Genomic DNA, 22,135 nt, shown 5'->3' on the forward strand with positions numbered 1-22,135 from the left:
CATGAGGTGTATTAATCATTCTTATTGAAATCAAAATTGAAATCGAATATTTGTGATTTAAGCTCAGCGAATTAAAAGTTACACGACTGTCATATAGTATAGGGTAGCGGGTAATATTGTGATATTGTGGAAAACCACATTATAATTAAGGTTTTTACTTATAATGTACGTTTGGTAGGTCAAATATAAGGCTAGGTGTATGCATAAAAAGTCTAAAATTTGGACTATCTTAAAGGCTTGTTTTATTACCGTTGTTGCATCGGCTGCTTGGTTGATGCTATCTAATGCCACCGCCCAGACCTACTATTTGGGTGTGCTGGCACCGCAAGGCGAAACAGCCGCACAAAATCGCTGGCAGCCGTGGCTTGACGAGCTTAATGATCAGTTATCAGATGACACCGTGATATTGGTACCTTTGGCGCTGGAGAATTGGCAACAGCAAATAGAAGCACAGCAGTTTGCGCTAGTGCTTGGCCCGCAAGTACAGTTTATAAAAATGAATACCATCAGGTGGCGCTGGCTGGCTACCTTACAAACAGAGACGGCTCAATTAAATAGCAATGCGCAAAACGCTCGTGATAAAAGTTCTCGTGATAAAATTTTTAGCAATCAAGGATTTGATGCTGAGGGTGTTAATGGGCAACAATCGCAAAATCAGCTATCGACGACAGTCACCCTCGTCAATGAATTTAATAAGCTAAATGAATATACGCCATTAAAACAGCCGAGTGCGATGGAAGAGGTCGCCAGTGCTTTATGGGTCGCTGCCGACAGTGATATTTATCGTTTGCAGGATTTAGAGCAACGTCATATTGCTGCCGTCGACACTGACGCATTTGGCGGTTATTTATTGGGCGCGCATTTATTACAGCAAAATGGCATCACGCCAAATCACTATCAAACACAGTTTGTCGGTTATCCGATAGAGCGCACTTTGCATGCCTTGGCTCGCGGCAAGGTAGACGCTGCCATTACACCGCTTTGTTTGATGGAAGAGATGGCAAGGCGCGGTCAAATCAATGACAAGCAATACCGTCTCATTCATCCAGTCGCCACTGTATCCAGCTGCCACTCTTCAACGAAAATATACCCAAATTGGACATTGGCAGCGACCGAGCAAGCGCCAGATGCTTTGGTGCGCCAGATCAATCAAAATCTATTTGGCAAGAGTCAATTAGAGCAGCGCTGGTTGCCAGCAGAATCAAGTAGCGATGCTGAGCGCATTCTTTATGAGATGAATCGTCATCCCGCCCAAAAGCAGCTGAGCGCGCATATGATCGACTGGATAAAGGCGCATCGATTATGGATGGCTGTGATTATTTTGGTTATCCTGATATCGACAGTAAATTATGCTTGGATGAGCTGGCTGGCATGGCGGCGGCAAAAAAAGATAGTGCGGCAAAATAGGCTAATCCGTGATTATGATCAGCAGTTACACCAATCAGAGCGCTTTGCGGTCATCGGTGAGATGAGCGGTGCTATCGCTCATGAAATAAATCAGCCGCTGGCAACCATTCAAAATTATGCGCAAGGGTTATTGATACGCAGTCAACATACAAGTTTGTCTAAAAATGCTATCGACATAGCGCCACTTGATAATGCGGCAACAGAGAATGCTCTACAGCAGATTGTCAATGAAACAGAACGTGTCGCTGCTGTAGTGACTAATATTCGCCGCTGGGCTGGACGGTCGCAAGCGAAGGAAACTCGTGTCGATATCGCAGCTATCTATCAACAGTGCATTTTATTATTGGGTGAGCAAGCAGTAGGTGTCAATTTTTGGCTGGCAAGTAATTATCAGCATTTAACCTTGCCAAATTTGCTATTAGATCAATTACTGATAAATAGCATGACCAATGCTGCGCAGCAAGGGGCGACCAATATCATGCTCCGCTGTCAGGCAGAGGAACATGATGGCAAGCAATGGCTGGTATTGCATCTAAGCGATGATGCTGGCGGCTTTGATCAAGCCCAGCTTAAAGCACAGCACCTACCAGAGAACCTACCCAGTCAGTATGCTACTCAATCAACGAAAGCAGGCGGTCTAGGATTAGGACTGATGATATGTCAGCGCTTATGCAAGTCGCTGGGCGGTATGATGCAGCTAAATAATATTGATGCCGCACGTGAAATTGAGCAATTTTACCAAGTAATGAGCAGCGAGCAGCACCGCTTTAAACGTAGCTTAAATGGTAAGATTCAGCTGCTACAAATCAATGTTAACTATCAGCTGTCAAACATGGTGGGCGCACAAATATCTTTTTATCTGCCATTATCTTTAGCGAATAACGACGAAAAACTCTAATGAATATCAATAATGTATTTAGCCATAAGGTCACATATGACGTCTAATCAACTCTCAAATGAGCCTACGTGCTGGCAAGATGAAAACAGTCATCTGTCTGACGATTTATCAGGCATTACGCCAGAATCGCTTATTATTCATATCATTGATGACGAAGAAAGTGTGCGCATGTCCTGTGATTTTTTGATTAGCAGCTTAGGGCTATCGACCAAAGTGTGGGCAAGTGCGCTGACGTTTTTGCAACAAGTTAATATTTGTCGTCCAGCAGTGATTGTGAGTGATTTGATGATGCCAGAGATGAGTGGTCAAGCGCTACAAGTGCATCTTAGTCAACAGGACAGCCCTATGGCATTGATAGCGCTAACGGGAAATGGCGAGATTGCTGATGCTATCAATATGCTGAAGCAAGGTGCGGCTGATTATCTGGAAAAACCGATTAATAGCCGCCGGCTACAAGAAGCGCTTGCATGTGCGCAAAACCTCACTCTAAAACGCGCCACGCTTTATGATATTAAAAAGCTCTATGCGCAGCTGACCGATAAAGAAAAGCAGGTTGCCAATGAATTGTTAGAAGGTAATTTGAATAAAAATATCGCTGATCATTTAGACGTTTCCGTCCGTACGGTAGAGGTGCATCGTTCACAAGTGATGAAAAAAATGCAGTCACAACATGTCAGTGAGTTGATTCAAAAGTTGGTTATGCTTGGGATTTAGTTGTATGCACGTGAGTAGACATAGATAGTTTACCTACACAAGCTATATTATCGGTTCACTAAATATACTTTAAAAAGATAAAAGGAATAATTTGTGTCATATTTTCAAAGCGATGTTGCTGAAACTGTTCACCAGTTCTCAGTTAAACACTGTCCTGATGATAGATATGCTTCATTTGATTATTGTTATGGATACTTCAAAAAAACCTCTTCACAGCAATTACGAGAAGATATGGAAAAAAGCTGTCTAGTTTTAGGTTTTTACCTAGCAAGCTGGGGCATGATGAGAGGTTCAAGCTTCCTATTAGGTCATAGCATTAAATACTTTGAACCTTTGATCGAATATATAGCCGAACAAGATAAATCTATTTGGGATATTGATGTCGATAATTACAATGAACAGAATATGGATATCATTTTAGAGATATATAAACAATGCAAAGAGCGACTGATTCATGGTAACAATGCCCACTTAACACTGATTACCAAAATTTTACTGGGTGTTTTTGGTTTTGTACCTGCTTTTGATAGGTATTTTAAAGATGCTTTTAGCTCTATCTCTACCAGTAAATGTGGGTATTCAGTGTGCAATAAAAATGCTTTAAGAAATATCCATCAGTTTTATTTAGATAACCAATATGAAGTTGATAGCCTAGCGGATAAATTGAAAATACTGGATTTTACAACTGGTGAGTCATCAGGGTTGAGATACCCTAAGGCAAAAGTAATAGATATGTATGGTTTTACCAAAGGTCTTAATATGAGCAAATAACTCAAAAATAATATTTTATGATTTTGGCTATAGAGATTAGCTAGAAAACATATCTTATCGAAAAAATGCCCATGCTTACATTAAGCGTGGGCGTTTTTTGACTCATTCTACCTTTGTAAACTAGCTCAATATCAAGCTATCATCTTCGACTTTTTCACCGCGAGTTTGCTCAAACATATCAAGTAAGTCATGTACAGTCATGCCTTGACGTTTATCGCCAGCCACATCTAATACCACTTGTCCTTGATGTAACATCACCGTTCTGGTGCCATGCGCTAATGCCTGCTGCATTGAGTGCGTGACCATCATCGTTGTAAGCTGATTGTCCGTTACAATTTTATCGGTCAATTCTAAAACGAAAGCAGCAGTCTTAGGGTCGAGGGCAGCAGTGTGCTCATCAAGCAATAAAATTTTGGAGGGCTGTAATGACGCCATCAATAGGCTAACAGCTTGACGTTGACCACCGGATAACAGGCCCATACGGTCGGTTAAACGATTCTCTAGACCCAGTTTTAATACTGACAGTTTCTCGCGAAATAAGTCACGGTTATTTTGATTGAGCGCAAAGCTTAAACCACGTTTGCCGCCGCGCTTATAGGCAAGCGCCATGTTTTCTTCGATGGTTAGCGCCTCACAAGTTCCCGCCATCGGGTCTTGGAAGACACGAGCCACCCAATGAGCGCGTTGGTGCGCGGTTTTTTTGGTGACATCGATGCCATTTAATAAGATTGAACCGCTATCGACGCGCGTGGTGCCACTGACCGCATTTAAAAAGGTCGATTTACCCGCGCCATTGGTACCGATAACAGTCACAAACTCGCCATCAGCGATATTCAGATTGATACCGCGTAGGGCAGGGTTTTCAATGGGCGTTCCAGGATTAAAGGTCAACCGCAAATCTGTAGCTTGCATCATAATAATTATTCCTTATGGTTGCACATTGACATTAAGCCCGAACTTTACGACTTAAAAATTTATTTTTAGCTTTGGGCAATACCAAGGCCAATACCACGAGCAGCGCTGTAATCAAGTTTAAATCCTGCGGACCAAAACCAATACTACGTAGCGTATCGCTCGATAGGGCAACCTGAATAAACAGCTTGTACAATACCGCACCGACAACCACAGCAAAGGTAATCAGCCAAATCCGCTTGGCAGGAATAATAGTCTCACCGATGATGACCGCTGCCAAACCAATGACAATGGTACCGATACCGATGGAGATATCTGCGCCACCTTGCGTCTGCACAAACAGCGCACCCGCTAGAGCAATCAAACCGTTGGAAATCGCCATACCAATGATGGTCATCCACGAGGTGTTGATACCTTGCGCCTGTGCCATACGTAAGTTTGAACCAGTTGCACGCATCGATAAACCCGTTTCGGTACTATAAAACCAGTTTAAAAATAACATGGCCAGTAGCACGACAACACCTATGATTAGACAGCGCATCCAGTAACCATTGCCATCATGGACCAAGGTACTAAAGACCGTGGTTTCACCCAATAGCGGCAAGTTTGGCGCACCCATAATCCGTAGATTGACAGAATATAAGGCAACCATCACAAGGATACTGGCAAGCAGCTGCAAAATGCCCAGTTTGACGTGTAGCCATGCGGTGACAATACCGGCAACTGACCCTGCTAGCATACCAAAGGCACAAGCAAGCCAAGGATTGATACCGGCAATGATAGAAATACCAGCGACGGCGCCACCTAACGGAAAGCTACCGTCAGCGGTCAAATCCGGAAAGTCGAGGGTACGAAATGAGATTAGGACGCCAAGCGCCACTAGGCCATAAATCAGACCGCTTTCAAGTGCACCAAAAAAAGCAATTAAAGACATAAGAGATCAGTAAGTCATAACCAAGCGTTTAGCAACTAACGTTCTAATATCGATTCATAGAATGAGTGCGTGAGATAGATCAGCGCTGTCTCATCTATACGTCAATTTTAGCTAAACGACTAAGCGGTGAATTTAACAGATTAAACAATCTGCGGTTAGGGTAAACCAAAACATGTCACGATCAACAGCTATCATAAGCTACCTAGGTTCAAAGCTTTGATTAAAAAAAGGGCAAATTTATAAACGACGCAAATACTTTATATTTAATCAATGTGGTTTAAGTAAGAAGCCCAGCCTACTGATTCATAGCTGGGTTTCTGATGTTAAACATTTAGCCTCATCGCATAACGGTAGATGAAGGCTGACACCAAATCCATCAAACTCGGTATCTACCTTATGATAGCTGTAATGAGCTAGCTATAAAAGTGCGTTATTCTACCACTTCTTTTGCTTTATCGATAACCGCTTGTGACAAAGTAATGCCTTCTTCTTTGGCATGCTTTGGACTAACGTATAGATCCAACATTTGCGGGGTGTAGACAGGAATAGCGCCTGCTTTTTCACCATTTAAAATACGTACCACGATTTTGCCTGTTTCGCGACCGAGCTCGTAGTAATTCACGCCCAATGCAGCAACGGCACCACGCTCAACTGAGCTAGTGTCAGACGCAATCAGTGGAATTTTGCTCTCTTTGGCGACTTGATATAGTGATTCGTAAGCCGATACGACGTTATTATCGGTTGAGGTATAGATCATATCGACCTTACCTTCGAGGCTACGTGCTGCCATCGCAATATCAGTACTACGCTGGGCAGGCGCTTCGAGTACATTGATACCTAGTGGTGTCAGTTTTTCTTTTAAGTTTTTCAATATAATCGTTGAGTTGACTTCGCCTGGGCTATAAACGTAGCCGACATTTTTTAGACTAGGAATGATTTGACGCATCAGCTCAATTTGTGGCTCATAAGGCAGGGCATCAGAGCCGCCAGTGACATTGGTGCCAGAGCCATCTAGTTTTGTCACTAGTTTGGCGGCAACTGGGTCAGTAACTGCTGAGAATACTAAAGGGATACTGCTCGTAGCAGCAGCTACTGACTGCGCTGATGGAGTACCAATCGCAACGATAACGTCTGAATTATCTGCGACGAATTGCTTAGCAATCTGTCCAGCAGTGGCAGTGTTACCCTGTGCGCTTTGGAAATTAACCGTTAAGTTTTCACCATCCTTAAAGCCTGCTTCATTAAGCTCGTCGATAACGCCCTTACGGACGTCATCAAGCGCTGGATGTTCGACGATAGCCGTAATAGCGACGGTCTTCATCGCTGTGGCTGCATCGCCAGTAGCAGCTGTATCAGTGGTGCTGGTATCTTGTGCTGATTGATTACAGCCAGTTAAGATGGCCGTACAAACACCACCTAATAATAGTGCTTTACTAAAGTTAAAATGACCAAAACGATTTTGATACAACATGGGTCTCACTCCTGAAAATAATAATGTGTCCGTACATTATTTAATTTATAGATAAAAGGTATAGATGGATAAAGGGTAAAGCAGTTATCTGTATAGAAGGCTAAATGTTATTTTTCAGTGCTACTTGTCAAAACTATTTATCCGTATTATTTATCCGCACTCTGCGCTTGTTTGTCGACATTAATGGCATTTTTTAGCAGCTCATCAGTCAGACTGACGCCTTGCTCAGCCGCATGTTTCGGGCTTGCATATAAGGTTAAAGTATTCATCACTTCAGGCTTAATACTGCTAACTGCTTCGCCATTTAACACACGATACACCATTTTGCCTGTGGTACGACCAAAGTCATAATCATTGACACCAAGCGCCGCAGTCGCACCACGTCGCACACTGAACTCGTCCGAGGCAATGACAGGAATATCAAGCTCGTTGGCAGCACCTGCCATCGCTTCAAAGGCGGATACCACATTGTTATCTAGTGAGGTATAAATCACATCAACACGACCAGCAAGGCTACGAGTCGCCATCGCCACATCCGTTGGGCGATTGGCGGTGACGTCTAATATCTTAAGCCCACGCGCAGGCGCAGCTTTTTTAAGTTGATTGAGTACCACCACCGAATTGACTTCACCTGGACTATAAACATAGCCAATGGTTTTTGCATTAGGCGCAATTTTTTGAATATTGTCTAGTTGCGGCTCGATAGGTAGCTCACTAGACAGTCCTGTCACATTAGATTGGATAGGCGTATTGTTCTCGTTAATGAGCTTTGCCGCGACAGGGTCTGAGATAGCCGTATAAATAACTGGAACCGTCTTAGTTGACGCAACGATAGACTGAGCTGATGGCGTCGAGATTGCCACGATGGCATCTGGATTGTCTCCTGCAAACTGCTTAGCAATCTGACCTGCTGTCGCTGTATTGCCCTGAGCACTTTGAAAATTAATGGTTAGATTTTGGCCTTCAACATAGCCATTATCTGCCAACTCATCAATAATGCCGCGGCGCATCGCATCTAATGATGGATGTTCGACGATTTGAGTGATGGCTAATGTCTTGGCAGGCTTGTCAGAATCTGCGGCGGCGCTGGTATCTGTCGTTGCAGCAGTGTCGGTCGTGTTTGAGCAGCCAATTAATCCAAGCGCGGCGCTCATAGCAGCACCGAATAGGCTGAAGCGTAAAGTAGTAGCAAAGGTCATTTTATTGGGGCTCATAGGTTAGAGAGTGCAGGTTACCCGAGTCAATGTTATGTGCATGCTGAGATAACGGGCTAACATCAAAGTAATCAATCCATTGATCATTACGTCCATATTATGACAGTAATGTAACTTATGGCAATAAGAAATTAAAACGCGTTTGTCATTACTTCTATAAAGAACGTGCTGAGTTAATATTCATCGATATTATCTTCTATATAAGCACTGATTTTGGCGATTGACCAGCGATAGTTTTGGGACAATAAAAAAGATGCCCAGCTGGACATCTTTTTTGTTTGTTGAGTAAGCCTAACTATTAAGCAAGCACATCGCCAACGACACAGCCATCAGGTAATGTCACGACCGTTAAGCCTGTCTTTGGATTGCCAGTCGATAGCACCATACCTTCTGATACACCAAACTTCATCTTACGTGGGGCAAGATTGGTCACGCAAATAACCTTTTTACCTTGTAGTTGCTCAGGCTCATAAAACTTACGGATACCACTGAATACGTTACGCGGCTTGTCTTCACCAACATCTAAGGTGAACTGTAAAAGCTTATCCGCGCCTTCAACATGATTGCATGCTAAGACGTGTGCTACTTTCATCTCGACCTTAGCAAAGTCTTCAATACCAATGTAGTCAGTTTGCTCAGCATCTGTTGCTGCGGCAGGCTCGTTTTTCTCGACTGGTTTGCTATCTTTGTTGGTGACTGGAGTGGCAGCTTGAGCCAAAGACTCTTTTGACGCCTCAATCATTGCGGCGACATCTTTTTCTTCGATACGTTGCATGAGTGGTTTAAACTTATTGATTTTATGTCCAAGCAACCACTCATTACGGCTGGCAAAGCTTAAATCGTCAATGTTTAAGAATTCTTTGGCATTGGCAGTCAGCTCAGGTAATACTGGTGCAAGATAAACCATCAATTGACGGAAGATATTAATCGCGACCGAGCAAACATCTTGAACTTCTTGCTCTGCGCCTTCAACCTTAGCAAGTGCCCATGGTTTTTTCTCATCGATATATTCATTGGCTTTATCAGCACATTGCATAATCAAACGCATGGCACGCGAAAACTCACGGTTCTCGTAAGCGGCAGCAATCTCATCGCCCGTTTTGGTAATATCTTCTAATAAACTTGGCTCAGCGCAGACTTCTGTGAGCATGCCGTCGTACTTTTTGACCAAGAATCCAGCACTGCGGCTAGCGATATTGACCACTTTACCAACCAAGTCAGAGTTAACCTTTTGCATGAAATCTTCTAAATCAAGGTTGATATCTTCGACTTTATCAGACAATTTACTAGCAAAATAATAACGCAAGTATTCAGGATGTAAGTGATCAGCATACGTTTCGGCTTTAATAAAAGTACCGCGTGACTTACTCATTTTTTCGCCATTGACCATCAAGAAGCCATGAGCAAAAACACCCGTTGGTGTACGGAACTCACTACCGGCTAGCATGGCAGGCCAAAATAGCGCATGGAAATAAACGATGTCTTTACCGATGAAGTGATACACCTCGGTTTTATGCTCGTTTTCTTGCATCCAATAACGGTCAAAGTCGAGCGCCTCGTCTGTACCTGCGCGTTTATCGCAGAGGTTTTTGAAGCTCGCCATGTAACCGACTGGAGCATCTAGCCAAACATAAAAATATTTGTCTGGCTCATCGCTTGGGGTATCTGGAATCTGAAAACCAAAGTAGGGCGCATCACGGGAAATGTCCCACGTTGCCAGACCTGCTTCAAACCATTCTTGTAGTTTATTGGCGACCGATGTTTGCAAGCGATTGTCACTACGCGTCCAATCTTTTAAGAATTGCTCAAATTCAGGCAAATTAAAGAAGTAGTGCTTGGAGGTTTTCAGAATAGGCGTGGCATCTGATAACGTTGAATGCGGGTCTTTAAGATCCGTTGCATCATAGGTCGTACCGCAGACTTCACAGTTATCGCCATATTGGTCTGCCGCTGCGCATTCAGGGCAAGTACCCTTGACAAAGCGATCGGCTAAAAATAGCTGTTTTTCAGGGTCAAATAATTGTTCGACATCTTTGGTACTAATATGCCCAGCATCATTTAAACGACGATAAATCAGCTCAGAGAAATGCTTGTTTTCTTCTGAGTGGGTGGAGTGATAATTGTCAAAGTTAATCAAAAATTTGGCAAAATCTGCTTCATGCGACGCTTTCACCGCGGCAATTTGTTCCTCCGGCGTGACGCCATTGGCTTCTGCTTTGAGCATGATTGCCGTACCGTGTGCATCGTCTGCGCAGACATAAGTGACCTGATGGCCTTGCGCTTTCATGGCACGCGCCCAAATGTCGGTCTGAATATATTCTACAAGATGCCCCAAATGGATATAGCCATTGGCGTAGGGCAGCGCACTGGTTACTAGAATCTCACGCACTTTCATCACCTATATTTTTATATAAACGGGTTGGTTATCAAACGTCTTCAGCTGTTTTGAGCTATTAGACGCGATACTATTAATATCAAACTATCAATGCTAAAACGTATTAAGCAAATAAAAATTTAAAAAAGTGTGCCTATGATACCGTAATTCAGCCAAATTTGTGACATTACCTGAGTAATTAATATAGTCGCTAATAAAGCGATTAACTCTATACGGTATATAGAGTGTCAATCAATTATGAGAGATAAATAGTCGGTTGTATTTAGAGGTAGTAATGAGAAAGCGTCCATAAAAAACCCACCAAGCAATCGCTTAGTGGGCTCTTCGGTATCAAGCAATAATCATTAAATTTAATTATCTTTAAGGTTTAATAAATGCCTCATTTCAGGACGTTAGAACGAGCCAAACATCGTCCCTAAAATGATAACGGCGACCACAGCAATAAGTGGAATCACCATCGTTACCATGGCGACGTTTAGATAGGACTGCTTATGGGTCAAACCACAAATCGCAAGTAAGGTGATGACAGCGCCACTATGCGGTAGCGTATCCAAACCACCCGCTGCCATCACGGCAACACGGTGCATGAGCTCTGGGTCAATACCTGCTGCGACCGCCATTCTTAAATAGTCTTCACCCAACGTCGAGAGGGCAATACTCAAACCGCCAGACGACGAGCCAGTAATACCAGCCAGCGTGGTCATCGCCACCGCTTCTGAGATTAAAGGATTGTCAGGTGTTAGATTTAAGATACTATCACGAATGATGAGGAAACCTGCTAACGAGGCGATAACCGCGCCGTAACCGACTTCTGAGGCGGTATTAAAAATCGGCAACATCGAATCATAAGTACCACGGTTGATGGTTTTTTGCAGATTATTCCAATGACCGATACGTAGCAAAATTAACACAGCACAAGCCACGACTAACGAGATGATAATTGACCATAAACCCAGTGAGCCTGCGATATTTAGATCAGGAAACTGAGCTTGTAAGCCGCTAAAATCCACTGATGGAAAGATAGCGTAAGTTAATAAAGCATTCAAGCCAATGACCAACACCAGTGGAATCATAGCAATAGTAAATGAGGTGTGGTGCGTATTTAATACTTCAGCTTCTTTTTTGGCTGCTCCAACGCCGCCCACATCCTCTTCGTCATGCTGACCATAGCCTTCGCCTGCTGCATTGGCTTTTCTGGCGCGTGATTGTAGCCATAACCAACCACAAATAAACATGATAGTACCGCCGATAATACCCAAGATAGGCGCGGCAAAAACGTTGGTATTATAGTAAGGAATCGGAATGGCGTTTTGAATGGCAGGCGTACCTGGCAATGCCGTCATCGTAAAGGTGAATGAGCCTAAGGCAATCGCTGCCGGAATCAAGCGTTTAGGAATATCAGCGGCTTTAAACAAGTCTTTGGCGATTGGATAAATAGCAAATGCCACCACAAATAACGAAACGCCACCATAGGTTAAAATGGCACAAACTAAGATAACTGCTAAGATGGCTTTGCTAGCACCAAGCTTTTCGACCACGGTTTTGGCAATCGCCGTCGCCGCACCAGAGTCCGCCATCAAACGCCCAAATAATGCACCCAGCAAGAATATAGGGAAAAACTTAAGTAAAAATCCACTCAATGCGCCCATAAAGACATCGGTATAGGCAGGAATTGTGCTTAAAAAATCACCTGATAATAGTACGGCTAATGTCGCCATAATCGGTGCTAATATCAGCACGGAATAACCGCGATAAGCAAAAAACATCAGTAATAATAAAGTAATGACAATAGCAAAGGTACTAAACATGATCGCCCTCCTTGGCAAAGTTCAATCAGCGAGTATGCAGAGCATAGTGATATTGGTCAATAAAATTACTTAAAATAGGCAATATTTGATATTTTATTAAACATAAATCCTGTTTTAATAAGATATTGACCCATCATATATACCGCTACTGCGCTGGCTTGTATATTCCTATGGTTATTCTCTTCTCGCTACGAGAATAATATGGTAAGTTAGCACAAGATTTTTAATTATGATATATCGATAGAAATTGTATTAATATAAATATGGAAATATTGAGTGATGTCACCCACTCATAATCATTGATGATAGAAGTTAATAACAAAAAATAGACTTGCAAGGAGATAAGCATGAGTCAATCAAAAGTATATAGCAGTGCCGAAGAAGCGCTAAAAGGTATCGTCAGCGATGGACAAACGCTCGCTATCGGTGGTTTTGGTCTGTGCGGTATTCCTGAAGCGCTCATCGAAGCGTTACGTGATAGCGGGGTTAAGGATTTGACCTGTATCAGTAATAACGCAGGCGTCGATGACTTTGGCTTAGGATTACTATTACAAACGCGCCAGATTAAAAAAATGATTTCATCCTATGTCGGTGAAAATAAAGAATTTGAGCGTCAATACTTGGCAGGCGAGTTAGAAGTTGAATTAACGCCGCAAGGTACTTTAGCGGAAAAACTACGTTCGGGCGGTGCTGGTATTCCTGCTTTCTATACCGCAACTGGCGTTGGTACACTAGTCGCTGAAGGCAAAGAAACCCGTGATTTTGATGGTCGTACTTATATACTTGAGCATTCATTGCGCGCTGATGTGTCATTAATCAAAGCGCAAAAAGCGGACAAAGCGGGTAATCTAATATTCAACAAGACGGCGCGTAACTTCAATCCAGATTGCGCCATGGCAGGAAAAATTACCATTGTTGAAGTCGAAGAAATCGTAGAGACAGGCACCTTCGATCCTGATGACGTGCACCTGCCGGGTATCTTTGTGCAGCGTATCGTCTTGAATAGTAATCCTGAAAAGCGTATTGAAAAAACCACGACTAAGGCCGTTGAAGGCGCTTAGTTAAAGGCTTTATAGCATTTTTTTAAAGTGTTAAATTAATAATAGAATATTGTAATACTATTCCTAAAAATTTGAGTGGCAAGGAAAACGAGTGAAAGTGCTACATTTAGTAGACTAAGCGAATTTGACACCGCTCATCATATTTTTTGGGGTCGTTATAAAAATAAGGAAGTTATCATGGCATGGACAAGAGAGCAGATGGCACAGCGTGCCGCACAAGAGCTACAAGACGGCTATTATGTCAATTTAGGTATTGGTCTACCAACCCTAGTCGCCAATTATATCCCCAAAGATGTCGATGTTTGGCTACAGTCTGAAAATGGTCTATTAGGTATCGGCGAGTTTCCAACGGCAGAAAATGTCGATGGAGATTTGATTAATGCGGGTAAACAAACCGTTACCGCAGAGGCGGGTGCCAGTTATTTTAGTAGCTCAGAGTCGTTTGCGATGATTCGCGGTGGTCATGTTAATCTTGCGATATTGGGTGCGATGGAAGTATCAGAAAAAGGCGATTTGGCCAACTGGATGATTCCCAAAAAAATGGTCAAAGGCATGGGCGGTGCCATGGATTTAGTCGCTGGCGTGCAGCGCGTGATTGTCTTGATGGAACAAGTCAATAAACACGGCGAGCCAAAAATCCTTGCCAATTGCGAGCTACCATTGACGGGCAAAGGGGTGGTTGATCGGATTATTACCGAACTTGCTGTACTAGACGTCACTGACAACGGTCTAAAGCTAGTTGAGCTGGCAGAAGGTGTTAGCTTTGATGAGCTACAAGAAAAAACGCCAGTGAGCATTGCTCAATAAGCTTGTTAGATATATTTGGCACAGACCTCTAAAAAACCTATTTGATAATGGACTATAAAATATGGCGACCACATTACAACAAGATTTGACCGGCAAAGTGGCATTGGTCACAGGCGCTGCCAGCGGTATCGGACGTGATATCGCTGAAACTTATGCCAAAGCAGGCGCAGCGGTTGGTATTGCTGATATTAATCTTGAAGCGGCTCAGAAAACCGTTGATGCTATTGAAGCGGCAGGCGGACGCGCACTTGCTATTGCCATGGATGTGACTTCAGAGGATGCGGTAAACGCTGGTGTGCAGCAGCTTGTCGATACCTTTGGTGGTATTGATATTCTTGTCTCCAATGCTGGTATTCAGATCATCGACCCGATCCATAAAATGGCGTTTGAGGATTGGAAAAAAATGCTTGCTATCCATTTAGATGGGGCGTTTTTGACCACTAAAGCGGCGATACAGCACATGTATAAAGATGACAAAGGCGGTACGGTCATCTATATGGGTTCAGTCCATTCGCATGAGGCATCCATGTTTAAGGCGCCTTATGTCACGGCAAAGCATGGTTTACTTGGGCTGTGCCGTGTATTGGCAAAAGAAGGCGCTGAGCATAATGTACGCGCGCATGTAATTTGCCCAGGGTTTGTCAAAACGCCATTGGTCGAAAAGCAAATTCCGCAACAAGCCGCTGAAAAAGGCATTAGCGAAGAATCTGTAGTCAACGATATTATGTTGGTGAATACGGTAGACAAAGAATTCACGACCGTCGATGATATTGCTCAGTTAGCGCTATTTTTGGCAGCCTTCCCAAGCAATGTATTCACCGGTCAGTCTATCGTTGCCAGTCACGGTTGGTTTATGAATTAACTGAGTGGTGAATTAATGGGTTTGCGGGTTGTTTGATTGGTTTAAGGATCATGGTCTTGCTAATAAAAGACCAATCCATTAGCATCTAGTTTTATATTAATTTGAGCCAATTAGATTGGCTCTTTTTTATGAGCGCTTGAATACCGTTTCGGGTCGCACGGAGTAAGTATAATGAATGATAAGGATTTTGCAAAAACGCTTGCAGCAAAATTAAGCCGTGCTATCGAGCAACAGCAGTTTGAGCAATCAATCAATCAACTTCAAAATTTGCGCCCGATTGATATTGCCGATGTTCTGGCACTCATGGAGCCAAATCTTGCATGGCAGCTACTTGAGCATCTGCCCAATCGTTCTACCGTGTTCTCCTATTTAGAAACGGATATTCAGGTTGCACTTGCCTATGTATTTCCTCGGGCTGTATTAGCAAAGATAGTAGGCGAGATGCCTGCGGATGAGCGTACCGACTTATATAAGCACCTCAATCAGGAGCAGCGGGATGCTTTGTTACCCGCCTTGGCACAGGCACAACGTGAAGATATTCGTAAGTTATCTGCCTATGAGGAGCGCACTGCTGGTGCGTTGATGACGTCTGATTATGCGACTTTAGCTGCTCATATGACTGTCTCTGAGGCATTGGCAGCACTGCGCCTAGAAGCACCTGATGCCGAAACTATTTATCATGCTTATGTGATTGATGACGAGCGTAAGTTATTAGGCGTTGTCTCTTTACGAGTACTTATTTTAGCGGCTCCTGAACAGCTGATTAATGACATTATGATGAGTACAGTAGTGTCTTGTAATGTCAATGATGATCAAGAAGACGTTGCGAAAGTCGTGGCTCGCTATGATTTAATTGCGCTGCCTATTACCGATGATAGTGGTGCTTTGGTCGGTATTGTTACCCACGATGATGCGATGGATGTGGCGAGTGATGAGGCAACCGACGATTTCCATAAGTCGGGTGGTGTCTCGACCATGGTTGGCAAATTAAAAGACGTCAGCGTTCGAGTGTTATACCGTAAGCGGGTCTTTTGGTTGGTGTTCTTAGTATTTGGTAACTTGCTCTCAGGGTTGAGTATTTCCAATTTTGAAGATGTGATTGCCGCCAATTTGGTATTGGTGTTCTTTTTACCTTTATTGGTCGACAGTGGTGGTAACGCTGGCTCGCAGTCAGCGACCTTGATGGTGCGAGCTTTGGCGACTGGCGATGTGGTCATGCGTGACTGGTTTTCATTATTGGGTCGAGAGGCGGTGGTTGCGTTGATGCTTGGGGCGACGATGGCGGTGGCTATCTCAATCATCGGTTATGTACGTGGTGATGCAGTGGTGTCGTTAGTGCTGGCACTGAGTATGATGTCGGTGGTGATGATTGGTTGCGTCATTGGTATGAGCTTACCTTTTGTGCTTAATAAATTGGGTTTTGATCCTGCCACTGCCAGTGCGCCTTTGATTACCTCTGTCTGTGATGCCTCGGGTGTACTTATTTATTTGTTTATTGCTTCACAGTTTTTGTCTATCGGTTAATGCTGCTATAAAGCCTAGTCCCACTAGCGTTGTGGTTTTTTTATAGTGGTAATTCAGCTACACTGTCACTATAAAAGGTCTGGCTAACACGTTCACGAGCGGTATTGTTCACGACAGTATTCGCTGAGTTTTTGCCATGCCCACCCACTTGTATAGGCAGTAATAGTCGCTATGTTTAACTTTATGAAGAAAACCTCCACCAAAAAATCAGAAACACCAGAGCAGCGAGCAGAGCGCGATAGTGCCGTGGACAAGGTGCTGCTTGGTTATGAGGTAGGTACTGTCAGTATTGCCACCATGGTAACGGGGCTCGAGCGTGATGGTGACCAGCTCACCTTAGACTTGCGTCTACCCGTAAATAGTAATCCTGAAATTATCCAACAAGAACTTGGGCAACTGTTACATCCGCACGGTATCAAGACTATTCATATGAATGTTCGTCTGCCCGCACCGACGAAAGGCTCGGGGTCAAGTCTGCCAAAAGCAATGCCAAAAACCACTAATGCCATGGACAATCAATATAAACCAGCGGCAAATACTGATAGCAATACTACTGTTGAACCACCAATTACCAAAGCCGCGCCGACACAAGCGTCACTCGCCGCGCATCCGCGCATTCGTCATATTATCGTCGTGGCATCGGGTAAAGGCGGTGTTGGTAAATCCACTACCACGGTCAACATTGCTTTGGCATTACAAAAGCTAGGCAACCGTGTTGGCGTACTGGATGCCGATATTTATGGTCCTAGTATGCCAACGATGCTGGGCGTCGATAATGTCAAACCTGAGCTGGAAAACGAGCAGTTTGTTCCTATCAATGCGCACGGCATGGCAATGCTATCGATTGGTAGCTTGCTCGATGGTGACAATACGCCTGTCGCGTGGCGCGGACCAAAAGCCACTGGTGCGCTGATGCAGCTGTATAATCAAACCAACTGGCCGCAGCTAGATTACTTAGTGATTGATATGCCACCGGGTACGGGCGATATTCAGTTGACACTGGCTCAGCGTATTCCCGTAACGGGTGCCGTGATTGTCACGACGCCGCAGCATATTGCCTTACTTGATGCGCAAAAAGGCATTGAGATGTTTAACAAAACCAATATCCCAGTACTCGGCGTGGTCGAAAACATGGCACTGCATACCTGTAGTAACTGTAATCATACTGAAGCTATCTTTGGTACAGGCGGCGGCGAAAAAATTGCTGAGCAATACCATGTGCCACTACTGGGACAATTACCGCTCGCCAGTGGCATCCGTGCACAAGTGGATAAAGGTGAGCCGAGCGTCTTGGCTGATGATGAGTTTGCACCTTATTATCTGAGCATTGCTAAAAATATCGAAGCCAATATTAATAAATTCGCCAAGCCTGTCGATGATAAGCGTATTTTTTAATAGTTTTATAACGGTTCTCGATGATTTTTAGCGATAGCTAAATAGCCTAAGTATAAAAACTTGCAAGGATTTGGGTTTTAAAAAGGGAATATTGTTAGCTTATCGATTTATCAACGACATTTAGATAATATTCTCAAACAGTATAATCTCCTAAGATTATTCCGCCCGCCGTTATATGTGATTGAGCTCTCAAACAATCAAGTCATTGCCGTTTGCTACTATAAAGATGGGAGTAGCAAACGGCATCAAGTTAACGCCGACTTTAGCAATCGCCGAATGGTCATTGCTGACTTTAACAAATTTTCACAGGCGTTAACTGACCTCTTACTTAAGTTTCCGAGACATTTCTTATGGATGAGCGCGATAGCCGCTACCGATGTGACAGAAACACTGGCAGATGGATTGACTAGCATTGAAGTTAAGGTGATAACGGCAGCGTTTTTTGTGGGTTCTGCAAAGGCAAAAAGAAAAACTGTACATACTGTTGTGAGTTATCAAGGAAAAATAGTACCTTTAGAAAAATTTGGCTAGGATGCCTTAATCATGAATAAAAATCGCAATGAGCAAGATCAGCAACAACTATCTACCAGCAGTAAGCCAGCTGTTCTTAACGAGCTTATTCAAAATGGTCAGCCTACTTTTGGCATCTTTGCCCACGTAAAAAATATCAATTATTTGGACTACCACAGTCATCTTATTTCGCAAAAGACGCTGCCAAACTGGCGCAAAGATTTAAAAGCCAATCAATTCTGCTTTATTCAAATTATCCAGCCGCCTTATCGGGTTTGTCTGGCATTGGCAACGATTAAGTTGGCAACCAGTGCCTTTGTTTATCTTTATAACGAAGCGACGGATGAGCTAGAGGTTTGTGAAGCATTGCAACCTTTGACGCATCAAACACAGTTAGAAGGCGATTGCTATCAAGGGCAAATGGCATTTACCCATAGTAATCTCACATTAACATTGGATTTTACGCCTTCACAAATCGAAGTAGCATTGGATAGTAAACACATTACGCTTGATGCGACGCTACAGCGGCAATCAGCGCCATTAGCAGTCTGCACACCAACGGGCAGGCGCGGCTGGACCTTTACTCAAAAAGAACCGTTTTCGGTTATATCTGGTCATTTACTGATTAAAGCCCATTCAAAATTTAACACTGATGCTCAAGCCAAACAAATCCACTTTTCCGAAACGACTATCGCCAATCTCGATTGGACGCTTGGCTATATGCGCCACAAGACCAATTGGTTTTGGAGTTGTATCAATAGTTATTTGCCAGACGGTCGTCATTTTGTCCTAAATCTAGCGATGGGCGTCAATGAAACAGGGGTTAGCGAAAATGCGTGCTGGCTGGATGGGCAGATTTATTATTTACCGCCTGTGATGTTTGTCTGTGATGGTTTAAATTTGCCAGCTAATGAGCAATATGACAAAGCTAAAACCATAGATAATACGCGACAGCCTTGGCGCATCTATCATCAAAACCTAGGCTGGAGCAATGTTGATATTGACTTAACCTTCACGCCGATAACCGTTTATAAAAAGACGGATAATTTTGGTGTGCTTGCCAGTATCTTTGAGCAATGGCTTGGCTTTTATAGTGGTGAGATTCGTCTAAAAGATGACGTGATTAAAATCGATAAGATAACGGGCTTAGCAGAAGATCATTTCGCAAAATGGTAGGCGGTTGTCATGTTGATTGTAGATTTATATTAAACGCAGGCAAGCCTATAAATTGAGCGCTCAATTCCGTATAATCGTCGCTATCAAAATACCATTCATATCGTAAATTTTATTTTATAGCTGCTAAGGAACAACAATGTCTATCAAGTCTGACCGCTGGATTCGTAAAATGGCTGAAGAACACGGCATGATTGAGCCGTTTGAAGCGGGCCAAGTACGTTTTAATGATGCAGGCGAGCGTTTGGTTAGCTACGGTACGTCAAGCTATGGTTATGATGTACGCTGCGCGCCTGAATTTAAAGTTTTTACCAACGTTCATTCAGTGATTGTAGATCCAAAAAACTTTGATGAAAAAAGCTTTATTGATGTTATCGGTGACGAGTGCATTATTCCGCCAAACTCGTTTGCGCTAGCACGCACCATGGAATATTTCCGCATTCCACGCGATGTATTGACGATCTGTCTTGGTAAATCAACGTATGCCCGTTGCGGAATTATCGTCAACGTGACGCCGCTGGAGCCTGAGTGGGAAGGGCATGTCACTTTGGAATTTAGTAATACCACCAATCTACCAGCACGTATTTATGCAGGCGAAGGGGTGGCACAAATGCTGTTTTTCCAAAGTGATGCTGATGACGTATGTGAAACCAGCTATAAAGATCGCGGCGGTAAGTATCAAGGTCAACGTGGCGTGACATTGCCAAGAACCTAGTAATCTTATATGCTAACTGAAAGTGCACAATGATAAATCTTTTAGATTAATCACAAAAAGGCTGACCGTATATAATACGACCAGCCTTTTTTATACCGAAAAATTGACTATTTCAACACTTTTAAACCAGCTTTATTATCACGTTTGGCTTTAGGTGTCGCAGTAGGGCTCTTCTGTGAGCTTACTATCGCATCATCTTCAGGTTGATAGTTGTCATATTCATTGGGGTCAAAAAACATCCCTTGCGAGTTTTCCTTCGCATAAATACCTAACACCGACGTCATTGGTACCCAAATCTCTTGTGACACGCCGCCAAAACGCGCACTAAAATGAATATAATCATTTTCCATACTCATATTACCAGTCGCACGGCTGGCGATATTCAATACGATACGACCATCTTGCACGTGTTCCCTTGGAATCTGTACGTTTTCGGCAGTGGCATCAACCATCAGGTAAGGCGTTAGTTGATTGTCTTCTATCCACTGATAAAGTGCGCGCACCATATAAGGACGTGTTGGGGTAATAGAGGTGGTTTCGCTCATCTAAGGGTTTCCTATACTGATAATTTGAAGATAATAACTTAAAGGTATTTTGTTGTTTTCTATTTTAAGACAGCGGTTAAGCATTGTCTAGGGCGTGTCCTGATTTTGAAAATGGTGATAAAAATTGCAGCCAAACAAGGAAAGTAGTGCTGATAATATCTAAATATAAGCAAGTTACTTTGACACAGTTTGACACAGTTTGACAAAGATTTAGTCATTTTGGCCCATTTAAGGTTTAATGCTCAGATTGAGGGTACACCCTAATTAACGCACACTTTTTTGAAAGCTAGTACGCTCAAAGACCCGCTGTTGATAATCAAATAGGGGGCGACTAATTGCGCGTGGCAGCTCAATTCCCATTTCTTCAAGTCGCCATAACAAAGGTGCTAACAATACATCACACCAGCCAAAATCGTCTGCCATAAAATAAGGTTTATGAGCAAACAGTGGTGATAAAGTAATCAGAGAATCGCTTAACTGTTTTTTCGCAATAGCAGCTTGTGTTTTGTTAAAGCTATTAGGGTGCATGAGTAGACGCTTACCGAGTACCAGCCAATCGTGCTGAATACGCCAAGCCAATTGGCGAAATTGGGCACGCTCTTGCGGGGTATCCGGTAGTAGCTTGTTTGTATGGTAACGCTCTTCAAGATACTCAAAGATAACGTTAATCTCATACAGTGCGATTTCACGTTGTTGCAGAACAGGCAAGGTGTGATAGGGATTCAGCTCGGTTAAATCTTCAGGCCGTTCAGAGTGCAAGCGTGATAGATAATAGGCCAGCTTTTTTTCCTCAAGCAATAGGCGCACTACATGACTGTCGTAGCCATCATCAGCGTATAAAATCAGCTGACTACTTGGAATGTCGTTCGCATCAATCATGAAAGCCTAATGTTAATAGTAAAGCCTATCATCGTAAACAAAGTTGCTCTGATTATCAAGGCAAGGTACGTAAACATTGCGGGTGAGCCTTTTTTTAAATAATGGTTCAGTGTTTTATGGTCTTTTAAGAGACAAAAAAA

19 protein-coding genes are annotated in these 22,135 nt (G+C 43.2%); 11 read left to right on the forward strand and 8 right to left on the reverse strand.

The genetic code is table 11. The features are described 5' to 3' along the window. Positions 1-199 precede the first annotated feature (199 nt). From ACP7AE_RS05310 to ACP7AE_RS05320, 3 genes are all read left to right on the forward strand, one after another. On the forward strand, positions 200-2,305 hold the full coding sequence (locus ACP7AE_RS05310; protein WP_426241782.1) for a PhnD/SsuA/transferrin family substrate-binding protein: 2,106 nt from the start codon (positions 200-202) through the stop codon (positions 2,303-2,305). Positions 2,306-2,341: 36 nt separating this feature from the next. Then, positions 2,342-3,019 carry a response regulator transcription factor gene (locus ACP7AE_RS05315; RefSeq protein ID WP_426241784.1) on the forward strand — a complete coding sequence of 226 codons (678 nt, stop codon included), beginning with the start codon at positions 2,342-2,344 and terminating at the stop codon, positions 3,017-3,019. A gap of 93 nt (positions 3,020-3,112) precedes the next feature. Beyond that, positions 3,113-3,790: a hypothetical protein gene (locus ACP7AE_RS05320; protein ID WP_201538909.1), complete on the forward strand. Its 678-nt coding sequence runs from the start codon at positions 3,113-3,115 to the stop codon at positions 3,788-3,790. Between the two features lie 120 nt (positions 3,791-3,910). Here the strand turns inward: ACP7AE_RS05320 and ACP7AE_RS05325 are convergent, their stop codons facing one another. From ACP7AE_RS05325 to ACP7AE_RS05350, 6 genes are all read right to left on the reverse strand, one after another. Beyond that, positions 3,911-4,705 (reverse strand): ABC transporter ATP-binding protein, encoded by a 795-nt coding sequence (locus ACP7AE_RS05325; RefSeq protein WP_045446787.1) that lies wholly within the window; start codon positions 4,703-4,705, stop codon positions 3,911-3,913. A 31-nt stretch (positions 4,706-4,736) separates the two neighbouring features. After that, entirely contained in the window at positions 4,737-5,636 is a 900-nt protein-coding gene (locus ACP7AE_RS05330; protein WP_183620874.1) for an ABC transporter permease, read from the reverse strand. Between the two features lie 430 nt (positions 5,637-6,066). Next, entirely contained in the window at positions 6,067-7,107 is a 1,041-nt protein-coding gene (locus ACP7AE_RS05335) for an ABC transporter substrate-binding protein (protein ID WP_109590281.1), read from the reverse strand. A gap of 146 nt (positions 7,108-7,253) precedes the next feature. Next, positions 7,254-8,306, reverse strand: a complete 1,053-nt coding sequence (locus tag ACP7AE_RS05340; protein WP_060490786.1) for an ABC transporter substrate-binding protein — start codon at positions 8,304-8,306, stop codon at positions 7,254-7,256. Between the two features lie 313 nt (positions 8,307-8,619). Then, a complete protein-coding gene (gene metG, locus ACP7AE_RS05345) occupies positions 8,620-10,716 on the reverse strand; it encodes a methionine--tRNA ligase (protein ID WP_426241787.1) in 2,097 nt (698 codons plus the stop codon). Positions 10,717-11,108: 392 nt separating this feature from the next. Further along, positions 11,109-12,524 (reverse strand): GntP family permease, encoded by a 1,416-nt coding sequence (locus tag ACP7AE_RS05350; RefSeq protein ID WP_426241789.1) that lies wholly within the window; start codon positions 12,522-12,524, stop codon positions 11,109-11,111. Positions 12,525-12,871: 347 nt separating this feature from the next. Between ACP7AE_RS05350 and ACP7AE_RS05355 the strand changes: the two genes are divergently transcribed. The 8 genes from ACP7AE_RS05355 to dcd all read left to right on the forward strand — a co-directional run bounded on the left by ACP7AE_RS05355 (position 12,872) and on the right by dcd (position 20,571). Then, positions 12,872-13,585, forward strand: a complete 714-nt coding sequence (locus tag ACP7AE_RS05355) for a CoA transferase subunit A (protein ID WP_426241791.1) — start codon at positions 12,872-12,874, stop codon at positions 13,583-13,585. A 177-nt stretch (positions 13,586-13,762) separates the two neighbouring features. Further along, a complete protein-coding gene (locus ACP7AE_RS05360; protein WP_426241793.1) occupies positions 13,763-14,392 on the forward strand; it encodes a CoA transferase subunit B in 630 nt (209 codons plus the stop codon). Between the two features lie 61 nt (positions 14,393-14,453). Continuing rightward, entirely contained in the window at positions 14,454-15,254 is an 801-nt protein-coding gene (locus tag ACP7AE_RS05365) for a 3-hydroxybutyrate dehydrogenase (RefSeq protein WP_426241795.1), read from the forward strand. A gap of 171 nt (positions 15,255-15,425) precedes the next feature. Next, positions 15,426-16,778 carry a magnesium transporter gene (gene mgtE / locus ACP7AE_RS05370; RefSeq protein WP_426241797.1) on the forward strand — a complete coding sequence of 451 codons (1,353 nt, stop codon included), beginning with the start codon at positions 15,426-15,428 and terminating at the stop codon, positions 16,776-16,778. A gap of 171 nt (positions 16,779-16,949) precedes the next feature. Beyond that, on the forward strand, positions 16,950-18,173 hold the full coding sequence (gene apbC, locus ACP7AE_RS05375; RefSeq protein WP_426241799.1) for an iron-sulfur cluster carrier protein ApbC: 1,224 nt from the start codon (positions 16,950-16,952) through the stop codon (positions 18,171-18,173). A gap of 177 nt (positions 18,174-18,350) precedes the next feature. After that, complete coding sequence (locus ACP7AE_RS05380; RefSeq protein ID WP_426241801.1) at positions 18,351-18,704, forward strand: hypothetical protein; 354 nt, start codon at positions 18,351-18,353, stop codon at positions 18,702-18,704. Between the two features lie 12 nt (positions 18,705-18,716). Then, positions 18,717-19,859 (forward strand): DUF2804 domain-containing protein, encoded by a 1,143-nt coding sequence (locus ACP7AE_RS05385; RefSeq protein ID WP_426241803.1) that lies wholly within the window; start codon positions 18,717-18,719, stop codon positions 19,857-19,859. Between the two features lie 136 nt (positions 19,860-19,995). Then, positions 19,996-20,571 (forward strand): dCTP deaminase, encoded by a 576-nt coding sequence (gene dcd, locus ACP7AE_RS05390; protein WP_011513914.1) that lies wholly within the window; start codon positions 19,996-19,998, stop codon positions 20,569-20,571. A gap of 107 nt (positions 20,572-20,678) precedes the next feature. On the opposite strand, the gene ACP7AE_RS05395 is transcribed toward dcd, so the two are convergent. Together ACP7AE_RS05395 and ACP7AE_RS05400 are read right to left on the reverse strand one after the other, a co-directional pair. Then, on the reverse strand, positions 20,679-21,116 hold the full coding sequence (locus ACP7AE_RS05395; protein WP_045446801.1) for a ClpXP protease specificity-enhancing factor: 438 nt from the start codon (positions 21,114-21,116) through the stop codon (positions 20,679-20,681). A gap of 264 nt (positions 21,117-21,380) precedes the next feature. After that, entirely contained in the window at positions 21,381-21,995 is a 615-nt protein-coding gene (locus tag ACP7AE_RS05400; RefSeq protein WP_193009387.1) for a glutathione S-transferase N-terminal domain-containing protein, read from the reverse strand. Positions 21,996-22,135: the final 140 nt, after the last annotated feature.

The organism is Psychrobacter sp. TWP2-1-2, assembly GCF_049896785.1.
In the GTDB taxonomy this organism is placed as follows: Bacteria; Pseudomonadota; Gammaproteobacteria; order Pseudomonadales; family Moraxellaceae; genus Psychrobacter.